The sequence below is a fragment of the Mycobacterium sp. NGS40 genome (assembly GCF_059812735.1).
This window is the reverse complement of sequence record NZ_JCALDG010000003.1, coordinates 204,008-230,575: the sequence shown is the minus strand read 5'-3', so window position 1 is coordinate 230,575 and position 26,568 is coordinate 204,008. Positions and strand designations below refer to the sequence as shown.

The following is a 26,568-nucleotide window of genomic DNA, read 5'->3' as shown; positions in this document are numbered from 1 at the left end:
AGCGGCCGTTACCAAAGCGGTATGTCTTGGCCGTGTTCCGACACCGGCCGCGGCCCGAAGTGGCGCCGTTGCGATTCGTCGATCCGGATGTCGTTGATGCTGGCCTCGCGGCGCGCCATCAAACCGGCTGGCGAGAATTCCCAGAGTTCGTTGCCGTAGCTGCGATACCACTGGCCGCTCGCGTCGTGGCACTCGTACTGAAACCGCACGGCGATGCGGTTGTCGTGGAAATCCCACAGCACCTTGCGCAGGGAGTAGTCCAGTTCGCGCTGCCACTTGCGGGTGAGGAACGCGACGATGTCGGCCCGGCCCACGACGTGTTCGTCGCGGTTGCGCCATTGCGAATCGGGCGTGTACGCCAGGCTGACCTTCTCGGGGTCGCACGTGTTCCAGGCGTCCTCGGCGGCCTGAACCTTCTGCAGCGCTGTTTCGCGGGTGAATGGCGGGAACGGAGGACGGGATTCGGCGGCGGCGCTCATACGTCCATCGTGCTGGATCGCGACCGCGAACGATATGAGTTGTCGCGTTCGTCGAAACTGAAACCTTGCACACCAGCCGCGGCGTGTCATCTGCGTGGTTTCAGTGTCGCCGCGGTGGCCGGGAATCGAAGCGATTGTCCCGCGAGCGCCGCCCTTACCCACGTGTCCTATCGTGACGGTCATGGACTTCGCGATGTCGGCTAAGGCCACCGACTACCACAAGCGGTTGTCCGACTTCATGACTGAGTTTGTCTTTCCGGCTGAGGCCGCCTACGACAGCTACCGCCACGAGGCCGGCGCAGATGACCACACCGTTCCGCCCGTCATCGAGGAACTCAAAGTCAAGGCCAAAGAACGCGGCCTATGGAACCTGTTCCTGCCGGCCGAGTCCGGGTTGACCAACCTCGAGTACGCCCCACTGGCCGAGCTGACCGGCTGGAGCCTGGAGCTCGCGCCCGAGGCGGTCAACTGCGCGGCACCGGACACCGGGAACATGGAGACCCTGCACCTGTTCGCCACCGAGGAGCAGCGCAAGCAATGGCTGGAGCCCTTGCTGGCCGGCGAGATTCGCAGCGCCTTCTCGATGACCGAGCCCGCGGTCGCCAGCAGCGATGCCCGCAACATCCAAACGGCCATCGTGCGCGACGGCGCCGACTACGTCATCAACGGCCGCAAGTGGTGGACCTCGGGTGCGTCGGACCCGCGCTGCAAGATCCTGATCGTGATGGGCCGCACCAATCCCGACGCGGCCAGCCATCAGCAGCAGTCGATGGTGCTGGTGCCGATGGACACCCCCGGCGTGACGGTGGTCCGCTCGACCCCGGTGTTCGGCTGGCAGGACCAGCACGGGCACTGCGAAATCATCTACGACAACGTCCGGGTTCCGGCCACCAACCTGCTCGGCGAAGAGGGCGGCGGTTTCGCGATCGCCCAGGCCCGGCTCGGACCGGGCCGCATCCACCACTGCATGCGCGCGCTGGGCGGAGCAGAACGTGCCCTGGCCCTGATGGTGCACCGCGCGAACAACCGGATCGCGTTCGGCCGTCCGCTGGCCGACCAGGGTCTGGTACAGCAGGCAATTGCCCAGTCCCGCAACGAAATCGACCAAGCTCGGTTGCTGTGCGAGAAGGCCGCGTGGACCATCGACCAGCACGGCAACAAGGCCGCCCACCTGCTGGTCTCACAGATCAAAGCCGTTGCGCCGCAAGTGGCCTGCGACGTCATCGATCGCGCGATTCAGGTGCATGGAGCCGCCGGCGTCAGCGACGACACCGTGCTTGCCCGGCTCTACGGCTGGCACCGCGCCATGCGGATTTTCGACGGACCCGACGAGGTGCACATGCGAACCATCGCCCGAACCGAAATCGGCAGAGAGCAGTCCGCCTTCGCAGCTGCGGTGACCCCGCATGACTGAGGCGTTGCGAGAACTGTCCGGCGCGTGGAACTTTCGCGATGTCGCCGACGGCGTGTCCGCGCTGCGGCCCGGACGGCTCTTCCGGTCCGGCGAGCTGAGCCGTCTCGACGACGAGGGCCGGGAAACGCTGCGCGAGTTGGGGATTACCGATGTCGCCGATCTGCGCGCCGCGCGTGAGGTGGCCCGGCGCGGTCCGGGGCTGGTCCCCGATGGCATCGACATTCACCTGCTGCCGTTTCCCGATCTCGGCGACGAGGAGCCGACCGACGACCCAGAAGACGCAGCGCCGCACGAGACCGCGTTTCGGCGACTGTTCGAGGGCGAGGCCCACCAGACCGACGAAGAGGTCAACGAGGCCGCCATCCGCCACATGACCGACGAATACCGGCAATTCCCCACCCGCAATGGCGCGCAACGAGCTGTGCAGCATGTCTTTTCGTTGCTGGCCGCGGGGCGCCCGGTGCTCACGCACTGCTTCGCGGGCAAGGACCGCACCGGCTTCGTGATCGCCACGGTACTGGAGACGATCGGCATCGACGAGGACACCATCGTCGCCGATTACCTGCGCAGCAACGCCGCGGTACCCCAACTGCGCGAGCACATCTACGAGATGATCCAGCAGCGCTCCGACGTCGAATTGACTCCGGAGGTCGTCACTTTCACCAAAGCCCGGCTGGCCGACGGTGTCCTCGGCGTGCGCCCCGAATACCTGGAAGCCGCACGCCTCACCATCAACAGCGAGTTCGGCTCGCTGGAGGCCTACCTGCGGGATGCGGGCGTCACGCGGACCGATGTAGACCGCCTGCGCAGCGAACTGCTAGCCTGACTACTTGCGCAGGGTGAACTGATTGAGGTCCGTGTAGCCCTTGCGGAACAGGTTCGCGCACCCGGTCAGGTACTTCATGTACATCTCGTACACCTCTTCGGACTGGATCTCGATGGCCTCGGCTTTGTGCGCCTGCAGGCCCGCGGCCCATACGTCCAGGGTCTTGGCGTAATGCCGCTGCAGCGACTGGCGACGCTTCAGCTTGAAGCCGGCCTTCGCCGAGAACTCCTTGACCATGTCGATGGTCGGCAGATAGCCGCCCGGGAAGATTTCGGTCTTCATGAAGTCGCTGAACTCGACGATCGCCGGAGTCAGCGGCAAGCCGGACGCGATGATTTCCTTCTCCGACAGCACGGTGATCGTGTGCAGCAGGAACGTGCCGCCGGCCGGCAACAGCTCGTACGCGCGCTCGAAGAACGCCGTGTAGCGGTCCAGGCCGACATGCTCGAGCGGCCCGATCGCGACGATTCGGTCCACCGGCTCGTGAAAGCGCTCCCAGCCCTCCAGTAGCACCCGCTTGGAACGCGGGCTGTCCATTTCGTCGAGCACCTTTTGGGCGTGGCTGGCTTGGTTCTTCGACAGCGTCAAGCCGACGACGTTGACGTCGTATTTCTCGATGGCCCGCACCATGGCGGCGCCCCAGCCGCAGCCGAGGTCCAGCAGTGTCATGCCCGGGCGCAAGTCCAGCTTGCCGAGCGAGAGGTCGATCTTGGCGATCTGCGCCTGTTCCAGTGTCATGTCGTCGCCACCCAGCCAGTAGGCGCAGGTGTACATCTGGGTGCGGTCGAGGAACAGACGAAAGAAGTCGTCGGAGAGGTCGTAGTGCGCTTGCACGTCCTCGAAATGCGGCGTCAGCTCCTCAGACATGACTGTGCTGCCTTTCCCTGGACCCCGCCAAGTAGCCGTCAGGTCCAGTCGCTATGCGACTTGGGGTTGGTTGGGTCTTCGTCCACTGTAAGGCGAATCCGGTTGGAGCGCTTCGCCGAAGGGAGGTCGCCCACCCACGACGACAGGCTCATTCAGCCGAGTTTGAAGTCGGCCTGCTTCGCCGCGGACAGATCGGTGATCTGGTCCCACTGCGCGGCGACATCGTCAACCGTCGGCGGCTTGTCGAAGTTGACGCCGTCGTTCTGGAACAGCGCGACGCGCTGTACCTTGCCACCACCGACCACGAAAACCGAAGCGCTGTTGGGGTTTTCCTCGGTGCACAGGTAGGACACCACCGGCGCGACATACTCCGGGGTGAGCTTCTCGAGTACCTCGGGCGGCAGGATGTCCTGCGTCATGCGGGTGGCCGCGATCGGGGCGACGGCGTTGGCGTGGATGTTGTACTTGGCGCCCTCGAGCGCCAGGCTGTTGATCAGACCGACGAGCCCGAGCTTGGCCGCGCCGTAGTTGGTCTGGCCGAAGTTGCCGAACAGTCCACTGGTCGAGGTGGCGACGACGACGCGGCCGTAGCTCTGCTCGCGGAAGTGCGGCCAGGCGGCGCGAATGACGTTGTAACCGCCGTAGAGGTGGACCTTGAGTACGGCGTCCCAGTTCTCGAAGGACATCTTGTGGAAGGTGCCGTCGCGCAGGATGCCCGCGTTGCTCACCACGCCGTGGATCGCGCCGAACTCGTCGAGCGCGGTCTTGATGATGTTCTCGGCGCCCTCGGGCTCGGCGACGCTGTCGTAATTGGCCGCCGCCCGGCCGCCGGCGTCTTTGATCTGCTTGACGACCTCGTCGGCCATGTTGTGGCCGGCTCCGGTGCCGTCGCGAGCTCCACCGAGGTCATTGACGATGACGCTGGCGCCCTCCTTGGCGAGGGTGAGCGCATATTCGCGCCCCAGTCCTCCGCCGGCTCCGGTGACGACGATGACGCGATCCTGCACTCCGGGCATCAGGTTCCTCTCTGCAATTAACCAACGGTCGTGAACGACCCCCGAGCTAGTGTGTCAAAAGAGCTTGCGCGCCATCTTCAGGGCCCGGTCGGTGTAAGGCGGGTAGGTGAAGCTGGACAGATCCGGGCGGGTCGGTTTGGTCATCACCGACTTGCGGTGACTGAACTCCTCGAAGCCCCACTTGCCGTGGTAGGCACCCATTCCCGACGCGCCGACCCCGCCGAACGGCAACTTGGCCGTGGAGACCTGGAAGGCGAGGTGGTTGACCACCAGGCCACCGGCCGGGACTTCCTGGATCACCTTCTCGCGCACCTCGCGCGACCTGGTGAACAGGTACGCCGACAACGGCTTCGGTCGCGAGTTGACGAAACGTATTGCGTCGTCCAGAGATTGGACGGTGATCACCGGCAGCAGCGGTCCGAAGATCTCGTTGACCATCAGCGGGCCGTCCGTGTCGGGATCGACGACGACCGTCGGCTCGATGCGCAGGGTCGACGCGTCGGAGCCGCCGCCGACGGTGGTTTTGCCGCCCGAGCCGTTGAGGTAGCTGGTGAGCCGGTCGAACTGACGCTGATTGGCCACCCGCATTCCGGTCGGCCCTTGCGAGCGGTACTTCGTGATGGCCGCACCGATCTTGGTCACCAGCTCGTCGCGGATCGTCGCGTCGGCCAGCACGTAGTCGGGGGCCACGCAGGTCTGACCACCGTTGAGCAGTTTGATCCAGGCGATGCGCTTGGCCGCGACGTCCAGGTCGGCGTCGGCCGCCACGATCACCGGGCTCTTGCCGCCGAGCTCGAGCGTGCACGGGGTCAGGTGCGGCGCCGCGCCTTCGTAGACCTTGCGGCCGATCTCGGTGCCGCCGGTGAACATCACCCGGTCCAAGCCCTGCGCGATCAGCTCCTGGCTCACCGAGCCGTCGCCTTCGAACACCGCGATGGCGTCGTTGTCGAGGTAGCGCGGGACCAGCTCGGCCATCAGATGCGACGACGCGGCCGCGATTTCCGAGGGCTTGAGTATCACGGCGTTTCCGGCCGCGATCGCGCCGACCGCCGGACCCAGGGTCAGGTAGAACGGATAGTTCCAGGCGCCGATGACCAGCACCGTGCCGTAAGGCTCGTACTGGATCCAGCCGCGGCCGGGCAGTTGGGCCGCTTCGAGGAGCGCGTACTTGCGCCTCATCCACTTGCGGACCTTCTTGGCGGCGTACTTCGCCTCGCCGACGGTGCCGGCGAAGTCACCGATGAACGCCTCGAACGGGTGGCGGTCCAAGTCTTCGGCGAGCGCGGCGTTGATCGCGGTCTCGTTCTCCTCCATCAATCGCGCCAGCGCCAGCAGCTGGCGCTTGCGCCACTCGACGTCTCGGGTGCGCCCGGTGGCGAAGGTCTGGCGCAGCCGGGCCACCGTCGCGGGGATATCGGCGGGCCGGGCCCCCGGCCCCGACGAAGCCCCGTTGGTGGACTCGGACGTCTTGCGTGCAACCGATTCGGTAGTCATCGCTGTCTTCCCCTCTCGCACCTTCCCGGAAATGCCCACAACTGTGCGCGCGGACACATACGGGCGATAACCGCGATCCTAACCATCCGGTCGGTTGGGAGGTAAGGGAAGCTCCAACAGGTGCGGTCGAATATCGCGCCGGCAGCCGATCCTTGGCCGGTGCCCCTCCGGCGAACCGCCTGGTCAGCCCCTGGTTGCGGTGATGAAGGTGTTCGCGAAGGGCCGGTCGTCGTTTTGCGGCTCGCGGCCCAACCGGGTGGCCTCCTCGCGCGCGTTGACCGTCTGCACCGTCCAGCCGTGGGTGGCGAACCACTCGCCGCAGTCGGGCCGGCCCTCGTCTTCGAACCAGAGGTCGAACGGGTTGAACGAGGTGTCCTGGCCGCGCGCCTCGCGCTTGGCCTTCAGCTCGGCCCACCGCTCTTCGGCTTCGCGGCGCTTGTCCACGTCGACTCCGAAATTCTCGACGGCCACCCGACTACCCGATGCGCTCAGCGCGTCGATCGAGACGAACAGCGCTTCTTGCGCGGCCGCCGGAAGGAAGGGCAATAGCCCCTCGGCCAGCCACGCCGTCGGCTGGCTCGCGTCATAGCCCGCCTCGCGCAACGCCTTCGGCCAGTCGTGGCGCAGGTCGACGGGGACGGGGCGCCGCACGGCGATGGGCGTCGAGCCCGCCAGCGTCTCGGCCTTGTACTCGAGGACCTTGGGCAGGTCGATCTCGTAAACCGTTGTCCCGGCGGGCCAGTCCAGCCGGTACGCGCGCGAATCCAACCCGGCGGCCACGATCACCGCCTGGCGAATACCGGCGGCGGCCGCGGCGGCGAAGTACGCATCGAAGAAATGCGTGCGCACCGCCTGGTAGTTGATCATCTCCTGGGCCCGAACCGCGCCGTCGGGATCGTCGTCCTCTGCACCTGCCCACCATGCCGTCACCTGTTCGCGCACGCCGTCGAGCGCCGGCGTGGAGACCAGCGGCTCGGCGAATTGGTCGCGGATCAGCGGATCCGCGCTGGCGGTCTCGGCGGCACGGGCCAACGCGACCATCACCGCGGTGGCCCCGACGCTGGTGGCGATGTCCCAGGAGTCGTCTGCCGTGCGTGCCATTACAACCGCTCTCCGATCACGAAGTTGGAAAAAATGTCCTGCTCGTCGGCACGCGGGTGATTGTCGTTCCAACGACCCAGCCTGCGCCGCTCCTCTGCCGACAGCCACAGCTGCGCGCGCCAGCCGTGCCCATTCAGCCACTGCGCGACATCCGCCCGGTGCTCGTCGAAATACATCAAATCCCCGGCGTCGGGGTTTTGCACCAGGCCGATCTCGTCGGCCAACTTGCTCACGCGCTCGTGTACATGCGTCCGCCGCTGCTGGGCACGAGCGGGGGCGGTCTCGGCCGCGACCCGGCTTCCGGCCGCGCTCACCTCGCCGATCTGGGTGAACAACCGGTCCTGCGCCTCGGCGGGCAAGTACATCAACAGTCCCTCGGCCAACCACGCCGTACGTGCCGATCGGTCGAAGCCGGCGACACGCAGCGCCGACGGCCAATCCTGCCGCAGGTCGATGGCCACCTCGCGGCGATCCGTCGACGAGCGCACGCCGTTTTCGGCCAGCGTTGCGGCCTTGTAGGCCAGCACCTCGGGCTGGTCGACCTCATAGATCGCGGTACCGTCGGGCCAATTCATGCGGTAGGCACGGGAGTCCAGCCCGGACGCCAGGATTACCACCTGCCGGATTCCGGCGGCCGCGGCATCGGCGAGATAGCGGTCGAAGAAGTGCGTCCGGACCGCCACGTAACCGCGAATGTGGGCGAGATCGGCCACGAATTCCGGGTCGAGCGCTTCCACCTTGGCGGCGACGGCCGGGTCGAGCATGGCCCCCCAGAGAACCCCGATACCGGCGTTGGTGGCCAGCAGTTTGGCGTACGGGTCGCGGATCAGCGCATCAGGCTGTTCGGTTTCGACGGCTCGCGCCGCGGCGATCGTCACCGCCGTCGAGCCGACGCTGGTGGCGATGTCCCACGTGTCGTCCGCGCTGCGAGGCATGACTGGGACTTAACGTGCCGCCGGTTACAACCGCTCCCCGATCACGAAATCGGAGAACGAATCCTTGTCGTCGTCCAGCTCGACGCCGGCAACCCTGCGGCCCAAGCGCTCCATCTCGTCGACCGAGTTCTGCGACGTGGCGCGCCAGCCGTGGCCGTTGAGCCACTCCGCGACGTCCGCCCGATTCTCGTCGCGATACATCAGCTCGCCGACGTCGACGCTCTGCTCGATGCCGATCTCGTCGGCGACCTTCTTGAATCGTTCCCGCATCTGTTCACGCCGCTCATCGGAGTGCGTAGGCGCGGTTTCGGCCGAGACGCGGCTGCCGGCCGGGCTCAGCTCACCGATCTGGGTGAACAACTTGTCCTGCGCCTCGGCGGGCAGGTACATCAGCAATCCCTCGGCCAGCCAGGCGGTGCGCTGAGCCGGGTCGAAGCCGGCGGCACGCAGCGCGGCCGGCCAGTCCTCGCGCAGGTCGATCGCCACTTCACGACGGTCGGCGGACGGGGTGGCGCCGCTCTCGGCAAGGGTGGCCGACTTGTAGTCCAGCACCTGAGGCTGGTCGATCTCGTAGACCGTGGTGCCGGCCGGCCAGTCCAGCCGGTAGGCCCGCGAGTCCAGTCCCGACGCCAGGATCACGACCTGGCGGATCCCAGCGGCGATGGCGTCGGCGAAGTACGCGTCGAAGAAGTGCGTGCGCACCGCCTGGTAGCCACGCATGTGGTGGATGCGAGCAGCGGATTCTTCGTCGATCGCCTCGATCTTGGCGACGACCTCGGGGTCGAGCATGGCCTCCCAGATGATCTCGGCCCCGGCGTTGTTCACCAGCAGCCTGGCGTAGGGGTCGTGGATCAGCGCGTCGGGCTGCTCGGTTTCGATGGCCCGGGCGGCGGCCACCATGACCGCGGTGCTCCCGACGCTGGTTTTGATGTCCCAGGTGTCGTCATGTGTGCGAAGTGAACTCATCGGCGGTGCTCCAGGTCTTGTGCGGTCGGGTCAGTGTGATGGTCCGGCGAAGCGCGCACGCAGCAGGGCGCTGCGGACGGCATCGTCGGCCAGGTCTTCGGGGACGGCGCGGCCCAGGCGGGCCATCTCGTCGCGGTTGTTCACGACGTTCACCTGCCAGCCGTGGTGGGTCAGCCACTCGGCGGCGTCGGATCGGTCCGGCTCGTGGAAGGTCAGCGCCTGGACGTTGACGTCCAGGCCGAGCCGGTCGCGCATCCGCTGCCAGCGGTTGGTGTTGCTGCTCGCGTTGATGCCGAACACCTCGATGGCGACCTGGCTACCGGGCACGCTGAGCTCGGTGAACATCTCGAAAAGCCGGTCCTGGGCATCGCTGGGCAGATAGGGCAACAGGCCCTCGGCCAGCCAAGCCGTGGGCTGTGTGCGGTCGAATCCGGCCGCTGTCAGCGCCGCCGGCCAGTCGTCGCGCAGATCCACGGCGACCGTGCGCCGGCTGGCGGTGGGCACGTGCGATTCCAGAATTTTGCCTTTGTACTCCAGCACCTGCGGCTGGTCGATCTCGTAAACCGCGGTCTCGGCAGGCCAGTGCAACCGGTAGGCCCGCGAGTCCAGGCCGGCGGCCAGAATCACCACCTGCCGGATTCCGTCGCGGGTGGCGTCGGCGAAGTACTCGTCGAAGAAGTGCGTGCGCACGGCCTGGTAGTCGATGCCGAGACGATGTCCCCGCTGGCCCTGCTCGTCGCCGTCCAGCCAGGCCAGCTCGGGGTCGGTCAACCGGTCCCATGCCGGTCCGGCCGGCGAGACCAGTTTCCGGGCGAAATCGTCCCGAATCAGCGGATCGGATCCGGCGGTCTCCGCGGCGCGTGCGGCCGCGACACCCAATGCGGTGGCGCCGACGAGCTCGGTGATGGCCCACGAATCGCCCGCGGTCCGGAGCGAGGGTGGAAGCGGCGGCTGCAACGAGGAGGAGTCGTCGAGATCAGTCATTTCCGGGCCATGTTACCCGAATAAGTTAGTTAGCCTATACGCTTTGTGCCCGATCTCACTCCCCCCGAAAACGGGCTCAGTCCCGCCCCTTGAACAGCGCGCCCTCCAGTAACTGGCCCAGCATGCCGGTGACGGCCTGCATCTCCTGGTAGCTCTGGACATAACCGGCGTAGAACCCGGCGCCGCACAGCACCACCAAAAGCGTCTCGATCAACGCATTGGCATCGATTGGGATAGCGAACTCACCCTGCTCGATTGCGTCATTGATGACACGCGTCAAGAAATCTCGACAAATCCGTACCGCATCGTTTTCTGCTTGGCTCAATTCGGGGTGGCGCTGGGATTCCAGAATCGAACCGATCAGAAACGCCGACGCCGCGGGATGCTCGGAATTCGTCGCCACCGCCGCTGAGATGAACCCGGTCAATCGGGCCATCAGGGTCGTCTCGCGGTCCGCCTGTGCGATGCCGGCCCCGAAGAGGAGTTCGCTGGTTTCGCTCAGCACCTCTCGATACAGCACCCGTTTGTTGGAAAAGTAGTGGTTAATGGCCGGCCGGGTGAGATCGGCGCGCACCGCGATGGCTTGAAATGTGGCTCCCTCGTAGCCACGTTCGCTGAACACCAGGCGACCGGCGCGCAAGATTCTCTTGCGCGTCTCGTCTGCCTTCGCGGCGGGTGGACGGCCCGGCCGGCGCCTCGCCGTGGACGGCACCGTTAGAGTGTGCCACCCCTTCGGGTAGGCATTAAAGCATTTGGCGGAATGTTGCCGAACTTTCCCGCTTGGTAGTCCTCGAGTGCCTGGAGCAATTCCGCGCGGGAGTTCATCACAAATGGCCCGTAGTGGAATACCGGCTCGCGAATCGGTTGTCCGCCCAGCAGTAACACATCAATTGCTGAGGTCGACGACGATTCCTGAGTCGAGTCGGCCGCTACCGTGATCCGGTCGCCGGGTCCGAGCACGGCCAATTGGCCCTGGTGAATCGGATGACCGACCGGGCCGACCGACCCACTGCCGGACAACACGTAAACCAGCGCGTTGAAATCGCGCCGCCACGGAATGTTGAGCCGTGCTCCGTTTTGAATTGTGGCGTGCGCCAGTGTGATTGGCGTGTATGTGACGCCCGGGCCGCCCTGACCGCCGATCTCACCGGCGATGATGCGGACCAATGCCCCGCCGTCGTCGGAGGCGAGCAGCCTGGCGTCGACGGCTTCGATGGCCTGATACCTGGGCGCCGCGAACTTGTCCTTCTTCGGCAAGTTCACCCAGAGCTGGATGCCGTGGAACAGGCCGCCGCTTTCGACCAATTCGGCGGGCGGGGTCTCGATGTGCAGAATCCCGGACCCTGCCGTCATCCACTGCGTCGCGCCGTCGGTGATCAGCCCACCACCGCCGTGGGAATCCTGATGCGCGAACTTGCCGTCGATCAGGTAGGTGACGGTTTCGAAGCCACGGTGCGGGTGCCAGTCGGTACCCCGCGGCTCGCCCGGCTCGTAGTCCACCTCGCCCATCTGATCCATGTGCACGAACGGGTCCAGGGCGGCGGCGCTGACTCCGGCGAATGCCCGGACGACGGGGAACCCTTCGCCCTCGTATCCGCGCGGTCCCGTGGTGATCGAGCGGACCGGGCGTTCGGTGTCTTGCGGGGCGGCCGCGCCAACCCTGGGCAATGTCAACGTGTCTGCGGTGATGGCAGGCATATCAACCTCCTTCATTTGAGAACTACCCATATAACCGGACCGGAGTCCGGTTATTCCGCTCTGTCATAGGATGGCGCGGTGGAGCCGACGGAGGACGAGCCCCAGCCCGCTGTCGCTCCTGCCGCGGCCGCCGGCGGGCGATTCGGGGCATCGATCAGACAGGCGAGCTACCTGCCCAAGTGGTTCGCGCTGGGCATCACGATCGGCGTGATCTCGGGCCTGGGCGCGGTGGTGTTCTATCTGGTCCTGAAATACGCCGGCGATTTCCTGCTGGGCTATCTGGCCGACTACCGCATCCCGACGCCGGTGGGCGAGGGCGGCAGCCGTGGGTCGGCCGGCTTCACGCGGCCATGGGCTATTCCGCTGGTGACAACGGCCGGGGCGCTGCTGTCGGCCTTGCTGGTGGCCAAGCTCGCACCGGAGGCCACCGGGCACGGCACCGACGAAGCCATCGAGGCGGTGCACACCGATCCCCGCGCGATCCGCTTCCGGGCGGTGCTGGTGAAGATGGTCGCCAGCGCGCTGACGATCGGTTCGGGCGGTTCGGGTGGCCGCGAGGGCCCGACGGCACAGATCTCGGCCGGCTTCTGCTCGCTGCTGACCCGGCGCCTCGGCCTGTCCGACGAGGACGGCCGGATCGCGGTCGCGCTGGGCATCGGCGCGGGTATCGGCGCGATCTTTGCCGCGCCGCTGGGCGGCGCGGTGCTGGCCGCCTCGATCACCTACCGCGACGACTTCGACTATCGCTGCCTGTTGCCCGGATTCATCACCTCGGGGACGGCGTACGCGGTGCTCGGTGCGTTCCTGGGCTTCGACCCGCTGTTCGGCTACATCGACGCCGAGTACCGCTTCGAAAAGTCATGGCCGCTGCTGTGGTTCGTGGTGCTCGGTCTGGTCGCGGCAGCGGTCGGCTACCTGTACGCCTGGATCTTTCACGCCTCGGTCCGGCTCACCCGCCGACTGCCGGGCGGGCCGGTCCTCAAGCCCGCGGCGGGCGGCCTGCTGGTCGGGCTGCTGGGTCTGTTGATCCCCGAGATCCTGGGCAGCGGCTACGGCTGGGCGCAGCTGGCGGCCGACCGCACCGCCCTGCTGCAGATCCCGCTCTGGATCGTCCTCGTCCTGCCGCTGGCGAAGATCGTCGCGACCTCGCTGTCGATCGGCAGCGGGGGCTCCGGCGGGCTGTTCGGGCCCGGCATCGTGATCGGCGCCTTCGTCGGCGCCGCCGTCTGGCGTCTTGGCGATCTGGCCGCTCTGCCCGGAATACCCAACGGGCCGGGCATCTTCGTCGTGGTCGGCATGATGAGCTGCTTCGGCAGCGTCGCCCGGGCACCGCTGGCCATCATGATCATGGTCGCGGAGATGACCGGCTCGTTCTCGGTGGTGCCCGGAGCCATCATCGCGGTGGGAATCGCGTCGTTGCTGATGTCGCGCACCAACGTCACGATCTACGAGGCACAGCGCCTCAACCGAGAGGCTGCCGAAGCCGAGCGCGCGCACAAGGCCGCGCCCGAGTAGCCCTACGACTTCTTACGTCGCGCCGTGTCGGCCGCACCCTTTTCGGTCTTCTTGCCCTCGTGAGTCAGCGTGCCGCCCGCGCTTTCGAGATGCGCGCGGACAAACCACTGGAATTTCTCCAATTGTCCGGCCTGACCGATCAACATGTCCTGGGTGACCTGGTCGAGTTCGTCTGTCTCGTCGATGGCTTCGCGGATGTCTTCGATCACGCCGTTGTAGACGAGATCCAGCGCCGCCAGGTGTGCCTGGACGGTGTCGCGACCAACCGAATAGTCGTCCCATGACCGGTCCCGGATGATGGCGCCCGGAGTTCCTTCGGGCGAAGCACCAAGGGCCGCAATACGTTCGGCGACATCATCGGCAAAAGCCCGCACCGCATCGACTTGGGGATCGATCATCTCGTGCACACCAATGAAGTTGGGGCCCACGACATTCCAGTGAACATGCTTCAGCGTCAAGTGCAGATCGTTGTAAGTACTCAGCTGCTTCTGCAACAACTCGGCCAACCGGGCGCCCTGCTTTTCGGTCAATCCCGGAATGGTGAACTGCGTCATCGATCGCTCCCTGCGTGTCGTACCGGCAATTTCACGACGAGTACCCGATGACCCGGTTCGAAAACACCGGCTGGTCAGAGCGCGTGGATTTGCTGGACCGGCAGTCGCGCGCCGCGTCTCGGCTCGTAGGCCAGTCCGCTGGCATAGAGCACGCAGACCACCCGGTGGCGGTGTGGCCGCATCGGCTCCAGCAGCTCGAGCATGCCCTCGTCGTCGACCGGGTGGCCCAGCAACGTCCAGCCGATCATCTTCGGGATGTGGTAATCCCCGACCGAGACGGCATCGGCATCGCCGAACGCCCGTTGCGCGGTCTCGGCGGCCGTCCACTCCCCGACGCCCGGCAGCGACGTCAGCGCTTCGCGCACCTGTGCCGCCGGCCGTGACGCCAGCCGTTCCAGTGAGGCCGCCCGGCGCGCACACGTCACGACGGTCCGGGCCCGGCGCGGATCGACGTTGGCGCGATGGAATTCCCATGACGGGATGCTTCGCCAGACCTCGGCCGACGGCGGCACGCGCATGCCGGCCGGCGCCGGCCCGGGTGCCACCGTGCCGTACTTGGACACTAGCTTCCGCCAGGAGGAGAACGCGTCGGCGCCCGGCACCCGCTGCTCGATGATCGCCGGGATCAGCGCTTCCAGCACCTGCCCGGTACGGCCCAGGCGCAGGTGCGGCACGCGTTTCTGCGCCGCGGCAACCGTTGGGTGTGCCGGGGTGAAGTCCGAGGCGTCGTCGTCGGCACCCAGCAGTGCGGGTAGCCGCTCGAGAAACTGCTCGGCGCCGTCGCCCCAGGCCTCGCAGTGCGCCGCGTCGGCGGCCGCGCGGCTGATGCGCGCGGTGACCGGCCCACTGGGTAGCAGGCTGGTGCGCCAGATGGTGGCATCACCCGGGAGGCGAAAGCAGGGGTCGCGGGGACCGCGGCGAAGCGGCGCCAGGGTGGGCCCGAAGCTGACCGCCCCGGGAAACGTCACCGTTCGCGTGCTCGTCACCGAAGACTCCGGATTTCCACTCTGATTGACCGCCCACTACCTGCCAAGACACTATTGCGATGTGATGACGCCGTTCGATGCTCCCAACGCCGAGCTGGCCTGGATGTTCCTCCAGAGTCTGAGCGAAGGCGGCGACCTCGACGAGGGTTTCGCGTTGCTCAGCGACGACTTCAGCTATTGGAGCCTGTTCACCCGGGAGACCTACAACAAGGAGGCCCTGCGCCGCGTGACCGACCGGCGCAAGCAGTCCGTCGAGCTCACCATCGATTTGCTTCGCTGCATCAACGAAGGAGAAACGGTCGTCGTGGAGGCGTATGCCACCGGCACCAATGCCAACGGCGAGCAATACGACACCCCGTTTGTGTGCATCTTCGAGACCAGTGACGGGCTGATCGTCTCGATGCGCGAGTACAGCGACACCCGGGCCTACGCCAAGCTGCTGGGCGGGTGACCTATTCGGCGGTGACGCTGATGTCGGCCTTGTTGGGGTAAAACGCGACGTGCCCGGCGATCTCGGCGACCGCGGGGTACGGCTGCTCGTAGGTCCAGATCACATCCTCGACGGTGTCACCCGCCGACGTCGTGACGGCGTAGTAGCTGGCGTCGCCCTTGAACGGGCAGTAGCTGACCGTTTCGGTGCGGGTCAACCGGTCCTGGGCCACGTCGGCCAGCGGAATGTATTGCACCCCAGGGATCGTCGCTTCCCGCAACTCGAGGGCCGCGGTGGTGTCGGCGACGAGCTCGCCGTTGACGCGAACCTGGACACGTCCCTTGGTCGGGCTGATGGTGATCGGGTGCCCCGCGTTGGGTTCCAAGATTTCTTTGTGGGCCATGCTCTTCCTCCTCAGACGTATCGGTGCAACACCGTCAGGCGGTCAAGACTTCCCCGCATCAACCGGCCCGAATGCGTAGCGATGGTATTGCGACATGTAACGCAACGCCGGAACCGCCGCCATCGCCCTGGCGATCCAGCGCACATACGGTGAAACCAGCTCGAACGTATCGCTGTCGAAGACCGATTCCCAAGCCAGCACGCGCACCCCGGGAACGGCGTCGACGATGTCGCTGGGCCCGTCAATGCCCCAGTGCAGCGTCGAGCCGGAGCGCCGGACCACCGCGTTGATCCGCTGGGTGCGAATGGCGAACGTGTTGAACGCGTCGAACTGCAACTCACCCGATGCGAACCGATCGACGACGCGGCGCAGCAACGCCAGCCCGTCATCTTCGGTCAGATACATGGTCAGGCCTTCGCCGAGGAACAGCACCGGACGGTCGGGGACTATCTCCTGCAGCCACGCCGGTTCGGTGACCGAGGCCGCCAACATCCGGCAGTTGGCCCGCTGCGGGTAGACACGTTCGCGCAGGCTGATCACGTCGGGGTAGTCGATGTCGTACCAGCGCACGCCCGGGCCCGGATCGAGCCGGTACACCCGGGAGTCCAGGCCGCAGCCCACGTGCAGCACGACTGCTTCGTCGTGCACGGCCAGGAACTGGCGGGCCCAGTTGTCGAAGTGCGCGGTGCGAACCGCGACCGACGGGGCGCGGCGCGCGTCGATAGTCGTTGCGGCCCAGTCGTATTCGATGCGGTCCACGGCGGTCTTGGCGTAGTGATCGCTCAGGATCGAGTTGGGCGCGTCGGCGTCCAGCGCTTTGGCGTACAGCGTCGCCAGCATCGTCTGCGGCGGCCCGCTGAGATCGACGCGAATCCGGTCCATTCGACCGAGCCTATTCGGGTTGGGCGGCCGTTCGGGGGGTGCGCATCGCGGCCCAGAACCGGGCGGCCTCGCGAATCGATTCCTCGACCGGGCGCGGCTGCCAGCCCAGCTCGCGGCGCGCCTTGCTGCTGTCGACCGGCGCTTCGGCGCGCATCATCCGCACCGAGGTGAGGCTGAGCTGGGCGTCGGTGCCGGTCAGCTTGGCCTTCACGGTGCCGGCCGCCGCCAGTGCGTAGAGCATCGGGACCGAGATCGCCCGCTGCGGCGGCGGGACACCGGCCTCCTCGGCCGCGATCCGGATCGAATCGTTGAGCGCCATCATCTTCTCGGAAACCAGGTAGCGCTCCCCGATGCGGCCGTGCGCGGCGGCCAGGATCATGGCGCGGGCGGCGTCGTCGACGCCGACGACCTCGAGCTGAATGCCGTTCATCAGGAAGGGCAGTTTGCCGAAGACCGCGCCCGCGATGAAGGCGCCATGCGGGGTCCCACCCCAGTCGCCGTCGCCGTAGGTGGTGGACACGCACATCGCGACGGCGGGCAACCCGGCGTCGGCGACGTAGCGCATCACCAGGTTTTCGGCTTGGACCCGGGACTGCACGTAGGGAGTCAGCCCGCGCGAGGCGATCACGTCCGCTTCGGTGGCCACATGCCCGTGCCGTCGGCCCACGGTCGCGTAGGTGCTGGTGAAGATGAACCGGCGCAGGTTGGCGTCCGTCGCGACATCGAGAACGTTGCGCAACCCCTCGACATTGGTGCGGAACAGCGGCGCCGGGTCACGCAGCCACGCGCGAGTGTCGACGACGCAGTAGTACACATCGTCGACACCGTCCATCGCCTTGCGCAGCGTGGCGGTGTCGAAGACGTCGCCGTGAAAGCGGGTGACGTCGAGGTCGTCGATCGAGCGGGTGTTCGCGCCTTCGCGCACCATCACCCGCACGTCGAAGTTTTCGGACGCACCATCGCCGACGAGCTGGCGGGTCACATGCGAGCCGAGGAAACCGTTGGCGCCGATGACAAGTTTCGGTTTGGCGCTCACTGCGCGCCGCCGTACTGCGCCACGAATTGCGCACCCGCGTCGTCGAGGGTGCCGAGTTCGGCCGCCTTGCGGCACCACTTCAGCGTGGCCTGCACGAAGCGCAGCGGGTTGTAGATGTCTTCCTGTTGCCGCCACAGGCCGTCGCCGGCGTAGGTGATGATCGAAATGTTGGTCTCCCCGATGACGGTGCCGTCGCCGGGATCGCGCATCGGGTTGTCGAGCTCCATGATGACGCGGCCCGTGGGCTCGTCGATGACGTGCCACAGCGAGGGGAACGCCACCATGTGACTGCCCGGAAAGCTGCCCATGGTCCGGCTGATCCACTCCCGAACCTCGTCGCGCCCGCGCATCGTGCCCGCCGCGTGTTCGATGTACAGGACGTCGGGTGTGTAGTGCTGGACCCAGGCGTCCCAATCATGCGATTGCGCGGCCGCATCCACAGTCGCTTCGAATGCGGCGAAGGCGTCGACGAGTTCGCTCCGGGAGAATTGCGGGCTGTTCACGCGAAAACTAGAACACGTTCTACCGTGGTTTGTCGAGGGCATCGCCTCGCGGGTGTACGTGGTCGAGAACATCAGGATAATCGGAGGGAGATTGCGGCCATTCGGCCCGAACGAAATGAGGCAATGACATGACCGACACGCAAAAGGCGATTCTCGCCGGCGGCTGCTTCTGGGGCATGCAGGACCTGATCCGCAAACAGCCCGGCGTGGTCTCGACCCGCGTCGGCTACACCGGCGACCCGAACGTACCCAACGCCACGTACCGCAACCACGGCTCGCATGCCGAGGCCATCGAGATCGTCTACGACCCCACCGCCACCGACTACCGCACGCTGCTGGAGTTCTTCTTCCAAATCCACGATCCGACAACGAAAAACCGGCAGGGCAACGACCGCGGCACCAGCTACCGCTCGGCGATCTTCTATGTCGACGACGAGCAGAAGCGGATCGCGCTGGACACCATCGCCGACGTCGAGGCCTCGGGGTTGTGGCCCGGCAAGGTCGTAACGGAGGTCAGTCCCGCCGGCGACTTCTGGGAGGCCGAGCCCGAACACCAGGACTACCTGGAGCGCTACCCCAGCGGATACACTTGCCATTACATCCGCCCGGGCTGGAAGCTGCCTCGTCGCGCGTCCGCCTAGCGTCGCCGCAGCACAACCCGGCCGCCGTGCTTCGGGATGAACGCGACTCCGCGGGAGTGCCAGCGCTCGTCCGGGGCGTCGGTGGTCTCAATGGTGAAGTGGCGCAACACCGTTCGAAGCACGACGTCCATCTCCATGTTGGCGAAGGCCGCCCCGACACAGCGGCGGGTGCCGCCGCCGAACGGAATCCAGGAAAGCGCCGACGGTTTGTTTCCGATGAACCGCTGCGGGTCGAAGCGCCCGGGATCGGGGAATACGTCCGGATTGTCGTGTATCTGCGCGATGCCGACGATGATCGAATAGCCGCGGGGAATCGCCCACTCGCCCAGTTGATACGTCTGCGGGTAGACGTGACGGCCGGCGAAATCGATCACGGTCCTTGACCGCTGAACCTCCAGGATCGTCGCCTGCCGCAGCTCGTTGCCGTCGCCGTCAGCCTCGTCGACGAGCTGCGTCAGCAGCTGCGGATGCCGGCTGATTCGCTCGAATGCCCACGCCAGCGTCGACGCGGTGGTCTCGTGCCCCGCCGCCAACAGGGCCAGGAGCTCGTCGCCAATCTCCTTGTGCGACATGGTCGAACCGTCCTCGTAGCTGCTGCGCAGCAGCAGCGCGAGCACATCGGCCCGATCGGCGAAGTCCGGGTCAGCCCGCTCCGCCGCGATCAGCTTCTCGATGACGTTGTCGTACTGCCGCCGCCATTCATCCAGCCGGTGCCATGGGCTGAACCGGCCATAGTCGCGCTTGGGCTTCGGCAACGCGGCCAGGCGCGAGCCCAGCGTGACCCACGGCGGGATGAGCCGTCGTAGCTCGTCGAGCTCGGCGCCATCGGCACCGAAAACCGCACGCAGGATGGCGTTGAGCGTGATTCGCATCATCGGCGACAGCGTCGCGAACGGCTGGCCCTCCGGCCACTCGGCGGACTCGCGCAGTGTCTCTTCTTCGATGATGTTCTCGTAGTTCTTCATGCTCTTGCCGTGGAACGGCGGCGCGAGCAACCGCCGACGGCGGCGGTGGTCGTCGCCCTCGAGTCCGAATACCGAGCCGGAGCCGAAGAATCTGCTCAGATTGGGCTGGATGTTGCCGAGTTCGTCTGGGCTGGTGGTGAAGATCTGTTTGGCCAGCTGCGGGTCGCTGACCGCGATCACGCGCCCCCACATCGGCAGCTTCAGCGCGACCACGCTGCCGTAGCGGCGTGACAATCGCTGCATCATCAGTCGTCGCGAAATCGCAAAGCCCAAGCCCTGCAACAGCTTCGGCGCCCGCACTGCGGGTGGCAGTCTGACTGCGGAGCCCGGCGGTGCGGCGGTGACTACTTCACTCATGGCGCTACGTCTCCCCAATATCTGCCCCGGTCCGGGGTTGGTACCGCGGTGTACCACAGATCTATCCGTGTACGGTACTCTGTGGTACCGAACCTGACAAGGGAGTGAACGCCGAAAGGGCCACCAGACATGCCATCCGCCACGACGGTGACAGACGCGGTTGAGGTCGCGGTTGTAGACGATCCTTTCCGGCTCCGGCTGCTCGACGGTCTTGCCACCTCGATCGGCGAACGCGGCTATCGTGCCAGCACCGTCGCCGACGTGGTGCGCCACGCGCGCACGTCCAAACGCACGTTTTACGACCAATTCGCCAGCAAAGAAGAATGTTTCCTCGAGCTGCTGGCCGCCGACATCGAAAACCTCGGTGAGCGCATCGCCGCCTCTGTCGATCCGGAGACCGACTGGCATGACCAGATCCGCCAAGCCGTCGAGGCCTACGTCGCCTATATCGAAGCGCGGCCGGCGATTACGTTGAGCTGGATTCGTGAGCTCCCGTCGCTGGGACCCGTCGGTCGACCGGTTCAGCGCCGCGGCCTACAGCTGTTGTCCGACTTGTTGATCGACCTCAGCGCCAGCCCCGGGTTCCAGCGCGCCGAACTGCCGGCACTGACCGCGCCGCTGGCCGTGATCTTGCTCGGCGGGCTGCGCGAATTGACCGCGCTCGCCGTCGAAGACGGCCAGGCCGTCCGCGAGATCGTCGAACCGGCCGTCGACGCGTGCATCGCGCTGCTGGGCCCTCGCCAGTAGCAGCTAGCCTCGTCGCATGCGGCTATCCACTCGAAACCAGCTCAAAGGGACCATCACCGAGGTTGAACTCGGGACAGTGATGGCGGTCGTGAAGGTCAAACTCGACGGTGGCGATCAGATCGTCACCTCCTCGGTCACCAAGGACGCCGCGCTCGACCTCGGTCTCAAGGCCGGTCAGCCCGCGACGGTTTTCATCAAGTCGACCGAAGTCACGATCGGCGTCGAGTAACTCACAGTTTCAAGAACGCGCGCACCCGGTCCAGCACCAAGTCGGGTCGTTGCGCGATGATCCAGTGGCCGGCATCGTCGACCAGCTCCACCTCGAAATCGCCTATGCGGTCCTCATATCCGTCGGTCAGGTCGGGCGTGATCACCGGATCCTGCGTACCGGTCAGCCAGCGGACCGGCACGTCGACGCGAGCGTCCGCGTACTGGCCGCGCACCCAGCGCATCATTTCTCCGGTCTGATAACTGCGGTACCACCGCGAGCCCGCCTCCGCGTGGCCCGGCTCGCGCATGCACTCGAGGTACAAGCTGGCGCTCTCCTCGGGAATCGAGTACCCGCCACCGACCCAGGGCCCCAACATTCGCATGAACCGCGAGTTGGGATCCCTGAGCAACCGGGGGCCGATGACGGGCAGCGATATCGGAATCTGGTACCACAGCCGCCACAGGTTGAGCACCCCCGACGGACTCAACTTCACAAAGGGCGCAACGGTATTGATGCCGAAGAATCCGGTCACCTTCTCCGGATGGCGCAGCATCATGATGAACGCGGTCGGTCCGCCCCAGTCGTGGGCGACGAGCTTCACCTTGTCGATACCCAAATGGTCCAGCACGCCGGCGAGATCCTCGGCCTTCTCGACCTTGGTGTAGCGCGAGCGGGGCGCCGAACTCCAGCCCGCGCCGCGCAGATCCGGACACAACACCCGATACCCATCGGCGGCCAACGGACCGATCAGCTCATGCCACTCCCACCAGTTCTCCGGGAAGCCGTGCACCAACATCACGGCCGGCCCGCCGGGCGGCCCAGCGTCTGCGACGTGGATTGTCACTCCGTCGCCGAGTTCTACGTACCGGTGTTCGACTCCGTCCAACGCGGGCATGGTGACCATGCCTGAAAAGCTATCGCACTGAGCCTAATCCAGGAACCGCTGGACATACGGAGCGAACCGTTCGCGCAGCGCGCTCTCCTGCAGACCAAACATGTCGAACGACGTCTGCACGTTGCCCAAGCGGCCGCGCTGGTGGTTCGCGAGGTAGTCGGCGATGGGCTTGCGTGCCTCGTCGGTGAACGGTTCGCCGGCCAGGGCGTAGACCCGCTCGGCGACACCGAGTTCGTCGGCCATGAAATCGTTGAACCGAATGTCGATTGAGCGATCCGGACCGATGGCGTCGCGATCGCGCACGAGTGCGGTGAGCATCGCATCGAGGCGGTCGATCCACGAGTTGGCGATCTGTGCCACCGGCACCGGTGAGCGGTGCATGCGTGCGGAGTAGGTGATCATCGCGATCATCGAGAGCGCCACCGGCACCGGATCACGGTGGGTGAACACGACGATGCTGTCGGGAAACACCCGATCCAGCACCCGCACCTGCTCGAGATGCTGCGGCGACTTGAGCAGCCAGCGTCTGCCCCCGCGCAGGAACTGCATCGCCTTGAGTTGAGTGGCGAGGTATTCGTAATGGGGTGTCTGGTCATGGGTGCGGTAGTAATCGCGCCAGCGCGGCACCTCGCCGAGCGTCTCGAACAGCATCGTGGAGATGTCGTTGGCCAGCAGCTGGATTTCTTCGTGCACGTGATCGGTGGTCATCTCATGCATCAGCGCGAAATGCGGCATCACCATGTTGACCACCCCGACCGCGACGTCCATCCTCGCGCGGCGTGGATCCGGCTCGGCGCCAACCTCATTCGGCAACGGGAACGGCTCATTGCTTTCCCAGTACGGCATGGTGCGGAAGGTGGGCGGCGCGGCCAGCAGGTTGTGCAGGTGCGTGGTGCCGGTGCGGGGCAGCCCGGCGATCACCACCGGCGAGCGCAGTTCGATGTCGTTGATCTCGGGATGCCGCTTCAATAGGTCGGTCAGCAGCAGACGGTTCTTGAGCAGCTGCAGCAGCTGGCCGTAGAAGTTGACGATGCCGGCGCCGTGCAGCCCGTCGATCTCACGCACCGCGGCGAGGTAGACCTCGAGGCGCTCCCGGTAGTCGTCGGGCCCGAAGTCGTGCAGGCCGGTGTCGGCGCTGGCCTGCGCGTGCAACGCGTCGGACTCCAGCGGGCACTGCGGAGCCATCGTGGCCATCATGTCGAGGATCTGCTGACCCTCGGCACTGAAACGGGGCAAGGTCAGGTCGTCCAGGCGAACGGCGTCGGTCACGGCGACTTATGTTACTCTGAGTTTCGTAATGGTAGTGGATTTTGGCCGGCCCCGTGACGCGCGCATCGACGGTGCGGTGCTGCGCGCCACCGTCGAGCTGCTGGCCGAGACCGGATATCCGGGACTGTTGGTCTCGGCCATCGCGGAACGCGCCGGCACCAGCAAGCCCGCGATCTATCGCCGCTGGCCCAGCAAGGCGCATCTGGTGCACGAGGCGGTGTTCCCGATCGGCGCCGCCACCGAGATCCCCGAAACCGGTTCGCTGCCCGATGACCTGCGCGAAATGGTCCGTCGCGCAATGGTTTTCCTGACCACACCGGCCGCCCGGGCCGCCTTGCCCGGCCTGGTCGGCGAGATGGCGGCCGATCCGACCCTGCATTCGGCGCTGCTGAAACGCTTCGCCGGCATCACCGGCGGCGGTCTCGGCGAGTCGCTCGAACGCGCCGCGGCTCGCGGCGAAGTGCGCAGCGACGCAACGGCTTCCGAACTCGCCTCCCAGATAACAGATGCCATCGCCGGCATCACCCTGATGGGCCTGCTCACCCGCCCTGACGAATTCGACCCCGAACGTGCGGACGCCTGGGTGGACCGCACCACCACGTTGCTCCTGAAAGGAATCAGCGCATGACGCACGAATCGACAGCCGCGTGGAAAGAGCTGCTGGCCACCATCGGTGACCTCGACCGCTCCTTTCTGGAGGGCGACCGCGCGGTGACCGACGACCGTCACATTGCCGACGGTTATCGCATGCTGGCCACCACGTTGGGCGTCGCCTTCGACACCTACCTGTTCCCCGAGCCCGGTCGTCCGCAGTTCGTCGCCGTCAACACCCCGTTCCGTCGCGATCGCCGTTGGGGCGGCGACAACACCGACGCGTATTACTTCATCTGCCCGGTCGATGAGAAGCGGCGGTATCGCATCAGCGGTAATAAGGGTGACAGCGTGTACTTTTCGGTGACCGCCTACAACGAACCCGCACCGGGCGCGTGGTCGGACCGCATCGTCGCGATCGTCCGCGACACCGATCTCGACATCGACGCCGACGGCAACTTCGCCTTCGATTTCCCGGCGACACCCGACGCGGTGGTGCTGATGACCCGCGATTACCAGGCCGACCCGTCCACCGGCCGCCCGGTGACATGGCAGATCGAGGCACTCGACGAGCCGGAGCCGATCCGGCATGGCGACGCCGAGACGGCAGCCAGTCTGCGCGCGGCCGCGGCCTGGATGCGCACCATGTTCGCCATCGTGCCGTTGGCCGTCGGGACACGGGTGGACGACCAACACGGGCTGGGCCACGAAACCGCGCACGCCGCAAACCAATTCGCCGATCCCTATCAGGTTCCCGATGCCAACTTCGGCTGGTCGGCCCGCGACGCCTGCTATGCGTACGGCAGTTTCGTGCTCGACGACGACGAGGCGTTGGTCATCACGCATCGACCGCCGTCATGCCGGTTCTGGAACCTGGTGGTGTGGAACCAGTTCATGGCCACCTACGGCGACGAGGGCGCCCGCTCGTCGCTCAACAACCACAGCGCCGCGCTCAACAGCGACGGCTCCGTGACGATCGTATTGTCCAAAGAGATCCTGGCTCACCCGAATTCACTGACGACGCTGGGCTATCCACTCGGCAACCTGGCGTTCCGGTGGTTCCTGTCCGACGGGGTGCCGCAGCGGCCCGAGGTGCAACTCGTCAAGGCCATCGACGCACCGACCGCCACCACCTAACCCCGCCGAGTGTGGGCCCTGAGTACCCCAAACCGCCGGAATTCGTCCATAGGCCCCACGCTCGGACTGAATCAACCCACCTCGCGGACCAGTTCGATCGCGCGGCCCAGCGTCGTCAGCTTGGCATCCAGCGTGTCGCCGGCCGGATAGAGTCGCACGGTGTCGACGCCGGCATCGCGCCATACCGCCAGGCGCGCGCGGACCATCTGCTCGGTGCCGATCAGCGTGGTGCCCAGCACCATGTCGTCGCTCACCAGCGCCGCGGCGCCGTCGCGGTCGCCGGCCTGCCAGCGCTCACGCACGGCAGCGGCGACCCCGGCCCAGCCCTGCCGGCTGTAGGCCTGGTTGTAGAAGTTCGTGCTGGACGACCCCATGCCGCCGAGGCTGAACGCGAGTTCCTTCTTGCGGCTGGCGACCATGCCGCTCAGCTCGCCCTCGTCGGCCGCGAACGCGACCTCGGCACCCTGACAGACGTCGATGTCCGCGCGGGTGCGACCGGCACCCGTGAGGCCCTCGTCGAGGTGGGCGAAGTACGCCTCGGCGGCGCCCTCGGGCACGAAACTGGTGCCCAGCCAGCCGTCGGCGATCTGTCCGGTCAGCCGCAGCATCGCCGGCGACAGCGTGGCCAGGTAGATCGGGATGGCGTGCTGTGGCGCGTTCGACACCCGCATCGGGACCGCCTCACCGGGGCGAGGGATCTGAAACTCGTTGCCGGAGTAAGAGATTTTGCCCCCGGCGAACACCTGCCGGACGATGTCGACGGTCTCGGCGAGGCGGGCCAGCGGCCGGCGGAACGAGACGCCGTGCAGGCCCTCGATCACCTGGGGCCCGGAAGCGCCCAGCCCCAGCAGGAAACGCCCGTTGGACAGGTTGGACAGCGTGATCGCGGTCTGCGCGACCAGCACCGGCGACCGGGTGCCGACCTGCATGATGCCGGAGCCGAGCAGCATCGTGTCGGTGCGCGCCGCGAGGTAGCCCAGCGCCGACGCAGCATCGGCACCCCACGCCTCGGCCACCCAGCACACGTCGAGCCCCAGCTTTTCGGCTTCGACGGCCAGCGTCACCACCTGGCCGGCTTGGTCGCTGCCGCCGGACAACTCGACCGTGGTCGCGGTGCGCATCAGCGCACCCCGTGTTCGGCCAGCCTCTTGATTGCTGCCAGGGTCTTGCCGATCGCGGTCTCGAATTCGCGCATCCGGACGAACACGATCTTTTCCTCTTTGTCCGGCATGGAGTCGATCGCCACCGAAAGCCCCGAGCGTCCTGGTCCCATCTGCATCCAGTAGTTCAGGCTGGTGCCGCCGTCCCGGGGCTCCAGCCGGAACCGCCAGATCGCTGACGGATGCCCGGCATCGCCGACGGCCCACGCGAATTCCCGGTGCTGTTCGCAGACGACGATGTGCGAGGTGGTGCTCCATTCGCCGAACGCGTCGTGCTGGTTGTGGCCGACGAAGCGGGCACCCACCTTCGGCCGGTCGGCGCCGCCGGCCCACTCCACGGACTGCAGCTCGTTGCTCAGGGTCGGCATCAGCTTGATATCCGAGACCAGATTCCAGACCCGGGCCGGATCGGCGTCAATCCACGTCGAAACTTCCACGGTCGGCTTGTCGGCGTAACGTGCTCCGGTCCACTCCACGCCGCCCATTGTCCCCCACCCGGGGCGGGA

Annotated in this window: 30 protein-coding genes; 9 read left to right on the top strand and 21 right to left on the bottom strand. The window is 66.4% G+C overall.

All coding sequences use genetic code 11. From position 1 onward, the window contains the following. Positions 1-8 precede the first annotated feature (8 nt). A complete protein-coding gene (locus AC5Y5O_RS06800) occupies positions 9-479 on the bottom strand; it encodes a nuclear transport factor 2 family protein (protein ID WP_096283744.1) in 471 nt (156 codons plus the stop codon). A gap of 193 nt (positions 480-672) precedes the next feature. On the opposite strand from AC5Y5O_RS06800, the gene AC5Y5O_RS06795 reads away from it, so the two are divergent. Both AC5Y5O_RS06795 and AC5Y5O_RS06790 read left to right on the top strand, forming a co-directional pair. Next, a complete protein-coding gene (locus AC5Y5O_RS06795; RefSeq protein ID WP_096290796.1) occupies positions 673-1,893 on the top strand; it encodes an acyl-CoA dehydrogenase family protein in 1,221 nt (406 codons plus the stop codon). Next, on the top strand, positions 1,886-2,719 hold the full coding sequence (locus tag AC5Y5O_RS06790; protein WP_500024334.1) for a tyrosine-protein phosphatase: 834 nt from the start codon (positions 1,886-1,888) through the stop codon (positions 2,717-2,719). Before AC5Y5O_RS06795 ends, AC5Y5O_RS06790 begins: the two co-directional genes overlap by 8 nt. Here AC5Y5O_RS06790 and AC5Y5O_RS06785 read toward each other — a convergent pair whose 3' ends face one another. The 9 genes from AC5Y5O_RS06785 to AC5Y5O_RS06745 form a co-directional block, all read right to left on the bottom strand. After that, positions 2,720-3,586, bottom strand: a complete 867-nt coding sequence (locus tag AC5Y5O_RS06785; protein ID WP_096283740.1) for a cyclopropane mycolic acid synthase family methyltransferase — start codon at positions 3,584-3,586, stop codon at positions 2,720-2,722. 152 nt (positions 3,587-3,738) lie between these two features. Beyond that, positions 3,739-4,602: an SDR family oxidoreductase gene (locus tag AC5Y5O_RS06780; protein ID WP_096283738.1), complete on the bottom strand. Its 864-nt coding sequence runs from the start codon at positions 4,600-4,602 to the stop codon at positions 3,739-3,741. Positions 4,603-4,656: 54 nt separating this feature from the next. Next, the gene (locus AC5Y5O_RS06775) at positions 4,657-6,096 is read right to left on the bottom strand and encodes an aldehyde dehydrogenase family protein (RefSeq protein WP_096290795.1); all 1,440 of its coding nucleotides are present in this window, start codon (positions 6,094-6,096) and stop codon (positions 4,657-4,659) included. 183 nt (positions 6,097-6,279) lie between these two features. Further along, positions 6,280-7,197: an SAM-dependent methyltransferase gene (locus AC5Y5O_RS06770; RefSeq protein ID WP_096283737.1), complete on the bottom strand. Its 918-nt coding sequence runs from the start codon at positions 7,195-7,197 to the stop codon at positions 6,280-6,282. After that, positions 7,197-8,132, bottom strand: a complete 936-nt coding sequence (locus AC5Y5O_RS06765; RefSeq protein WP_096283735.1) for a class I SAM-dependent methyltransferase — start codon at positions 8,130-8,132, stop codon at positions 7,197-7,199. Before AC5Y5O_RS06765 ends, AC5Y5O_RS06770 begins: the two co-directional genes overlap by 1 nt. Positions 8,133-8,156: 24 nt before the next feature. Continuing rightward, positions 8,157-9,098, bottom strand: a complete 942-nt coding sequence (locus AC5Y5O_RS06760) for a class I SAM-dependent methyltransferase (RefSeq protein ID WP_096283733.1) — start codon at positions 9,096-9,098, stop codon at positions 8,157-8,159. A gap of 30 nt (positions 9,099-9,128) precedes the next feature. Beyond that, positions 9,129-10,082: a class I SAM-dependent methyltransferase gene (locus AC5Y5O_RS06755; RefSeq protein ID WP_096283731.1), complete on the bottom strand. Its 954-nt coding sequence runs from the start codon at positions 10,080-10,082 to the stop codon at positions 9,129-9,131. Positions 10,083-10,158: 76 nt separating this feature from the next. Continuing rightward, complete coding sequence (locus AC5Y5O_RS06750; protein WP_096283729.1) at positions 10,159-10,794, bottom strand: TetR/AcrR family transcriptional regulator; 636 nt, start codon at positions 10,792-10,794, stop codon at positions 10,159-10,161. Positions 10,795-10,796: 2 nt separating this feature from the next. Next, on the bottom strand, positions 10,797-11,780 hold the full coding sequence (locus tag AC5Y5O_RS06745; RefSeq protein ID WP_096283727.1) for a pirin family protein: 984 nt from the start codon (positions 11,778-11,780) through the stop codon (positions 10,797-10,799). Positions 11,781-11,858: 78 nt separating this feature from the next. Here AC5Y5O_RS06745 and AC5Y5O_RS06740 point away from each other — a divergent pair, with 78 nt between their 5' ends. Then, positions 11,859-13,295, top strand: a complete 1,437-nt coding sequence (locus AC5Y5O_RS06740; RefSeq protein ID WP_096283725.1) for a chloride channel protein — start codon at positions 11,859-11,861, stop codon at positions 13,293-13,295. 2 nt (positions 13,296-13,297) lie between these two features. On the opposite strand, the gene AC5Y5O_RS06735 is transcribed toward AC5Y5O_RS06740, so the two are convergent. Then, positions 13,298-13,849: a Dps family protein gene (locus tag AC5Y5O_RS06735; protein WP_096283723.1), complete on the bottom strand. Its 552-nt coding sequence runs from the start codon at positions 13,847-13,849 to the stop codon at positions 13,298-13,300. Between the two features lie 74 nt (positions 13,850-13,923). Beyond that, on the bottom strand, positions 13,924-14,835 hold the full coding sequence (locus tag AC5Y5O_RS06730) for a DNA-3-methyladenine glycosylase family protein (protein ID WP_096283721.1): 912 nt from the start codon (positions 14,833-14,835) through the stop codon (positions 13,924-13,926). Positions 14,836-14,896: 61 nt separating this feature from the next. Between AC5Y5O_RS06730 and AC5Y5O_RS06725 the strand changes: the two genes are divergently transcribed. Further along, entirely contained in the window at positions 14,897-15,286 is a 390-nt protein-coding gene (locus AC5Y5O_RS06725) for a nuclear transport factor 2 family protein (RefSeq protein WP_096283719.1), read from the top strand. A 1-nt stretch (position 15,287) separates the two neighbouring features. Here AC5Y5O_RS06725 and AC5Y5O_RS06720 read toward each other — a convergent pair whose 3' ends face one another. From AC5Y5O_RS06720 to AC5Y5O_RS06705, 4 genes are read right to left on the bottom strand one after another with little or no spacing between them, the layout of a single operon-like run. Continuing rightward, on the bottom strand, positions 15,288-15,668 hold the full coding sequence (locus tag AC5Y5O_RS06720) for a DUF427 domain-containing protein (RefSeq protein ID WP_096283717.1): 381 nt from the start codon (positions 15,666-15,668) through the stop codon (positions 15,288-15,290). A 42-nt stretch (positions 15,669-15,710) separates the two neighbouring features. Next, complete coding sequence (locus tag AC5Y5O_RS06715) at positions 15,711-16,550, bottom strand: class I SAM-dependent methyltransferase (protein WP_096283715.1); 840 nt, start codon at positions 16,548-16,550, stop codon at positions 15,711-15,713. A 10-nt stretch (positions 16,551-16,560) separates the two neighbouring features. Next, positions 16,561-17,586, bottom strand: a complete 1,026-nt coding sequence (locus AC5Y5O_RS06710; protein WP_500024326.1) for an NAD-dependent epimerase/dehydratase family protein — start codon at positions 17,584-17,586, stop codon at positions 16,561-16,563. Then, positions 17,583-18,089 carry a nuclear transport factor 2 family protein gene (locus AC5Y5O_RS06705; protein WP_096283711.1) on the bottom strand — a complete coding sequence of 169 codons (507 nt, stop codon included), beginning with the start codon at positions 18,087-18,089 and terminating at the stop codon, positions 17,583-17,585. Before AC5Y5O_RS06705 ends, AC5Y5O_RS06710 begins: the two co-directional genes overlap by 4 nt. Before the next feature lie 128 nt (positions 18,090-18,217). Between AC5Y5O_RS06705 and msrA the strand changes: the two genes are divergently transcribed. Continuing rightward, positions 18,218-18,730: a peptide-methionine (S)-S-oxide reductase MsrA gene (msrA, locus tag AC5Y5O_RS06700; RefSeq protein ID WP_096283709.1), complete on the top strand. Its 513-nt coding sequence runs from the start codon at positions 18,218-18,220 to the stop codon at positions 18,728-18,730. Here msrA and AC5Y5O_RS06695 read toward each other — a convergent pair. Next, complete coding sequence (locus tag AC5Y5O_RS06695) at positions 18,727-20,052, bottom strand: cytochrome P450 (RefSeq protein ID WP_096283707.1); 1,326 nt, start codon at positions 20,050-20,052, stop codon at positions 18,727-18,729. The two genes, msrA and AC5Y5O_RS06695, sit on opposite strands and share 4 nt — an antisense overlap. Positions 20,053-20,181: 129 nt before the next feature. On the opposite strand from AC5Y5O_RS06695, the gene AC5Y5O_RS06690 reads away from it, so the two are divergent. Both AC5Y5O_RS06690 and AC5Y5O_RS06685 read left to right on the top strand, forming a co-directional pair. Then, complete coding sequence (locus tag AC5Y5O_RS06690) at positions 20,182-20,799, top strand: TetR/AcrR family transcriptional regulator (protein ID WP_096283705.1); 618 nt, start codon at positions 20,182-20,184, stop codon at positions 20,797-20,799. A gap of 16 nt (positions 20,800-20,815) precedes the next feature. After that, the gene (locus AC5Y5O_RS06685; protein ID WP_096283703.1) at positions 20,816-21,028 is read left to right on the top strand and encodes a TOBE domain-containing protein; all 213 of its coding nucleotides are present in this window, start codon (positions 20,816-20,818) and stop codon (positions 21,026-21,028) included. A 1-nt stretch (position 21,029) separates the two neighbouring features. Here the strand turns inward: AC5Y5O_RS06685 and AC5Y5O_RS06680 are convergent, their stop codons facing one another. Together AC5Y5O_RS06680 and AC5Y5O_RS06675 are read right to left on the bottom strand one after the other, a co-directional pair. Beyond that, complete coding sequence (locus AC5Y5O_RS06680) at positions 21,030-21,914, bottom strand: alpha/beta fold hydrolase (RefSeq protein WP_096283701.1); 885 nt, start codon at positions 21,912-21,914, stop codon at positions 21,030-21,032. 24 nt (positions 21,915-21,938) lie between these two features. Continuing rightward, positions 21,939-23,174, bottom strand: a complete 1,236-nt coding sequence (locus tag AC5Y5O_RS06675; protein WP_500024322.1) for a sulfotransferase family protein — start codon at positions 23,172-23,174, stop codon at positions 21,939-21,941. A 28-nt stretch (positions 23,175-23,202) separates the two neighbouring features. Here AC5Y5O_RS06675 and AC5Y5O_RS06670 point away from each other — a divergent pair, with 28 nt between their 5' ends. Both AC5Y5O_RS06670 and AC5Y5O_RS06665 read left to right on the top strand, forming a co-directional pair. Continuing rightward, entirely contained in the window at positions 23,203-23,802 is a 600-nt protein-coding gene (locus AC5Y5O_RS06670) for a TetR/AcrR family transcriptional regulator (RefSeq protein WP_500024320.1), read from the top strand. Continuing rightward, positions 23,799-24,902, top strand: coding sequence for a DUF1214 domain-containing protein (locus tag AC5Y5O_RS06665; RefSeq protein ID WP_096283695.1), 1,104 nt, complete (start codon positions 23,799-23,801; stop codon positions 24,900-24,902). Before AC5Y5O_RS06670 ends, AC5Y5O_RS06665 begins: the two co-directional genes overlap by 4 nt. 71 nt (positions 24,903-24,973) lie before the next feature. Here the strand turns inward: AC5Y5O_RS06665 and AC5Y5O_RS06660 are convergent, their stop codons facing one another. Further along, positions 24,974-26,023 (bottom strand): LLM class flavin-dependent oxidoreductase, encoded by a 1,050-nt coding sequence (locus AC5Y5O_RS06660; protein ID WP_096283693.1) that lies wholly within the window; start codon positions 26,021-26,023, stop codon positions 24,974-24,976. Beyond that, a complete protein-coding gene (locus AC5Y5O_RS06655) occupies positions 26,023-26,547 on the bottom strand; it encodes an SRPBCC family protein (RefSeq protein WP_207768432.1) in 525 nt (174 codons plus the stop codon). Before AC5Y5O_RS06655 ends, AC5Y5O_RS06660 begins: the two co-directional genes overlap by 1 nt. Positions 26,548-26,568: the final 21 nt, after the last annotated feature.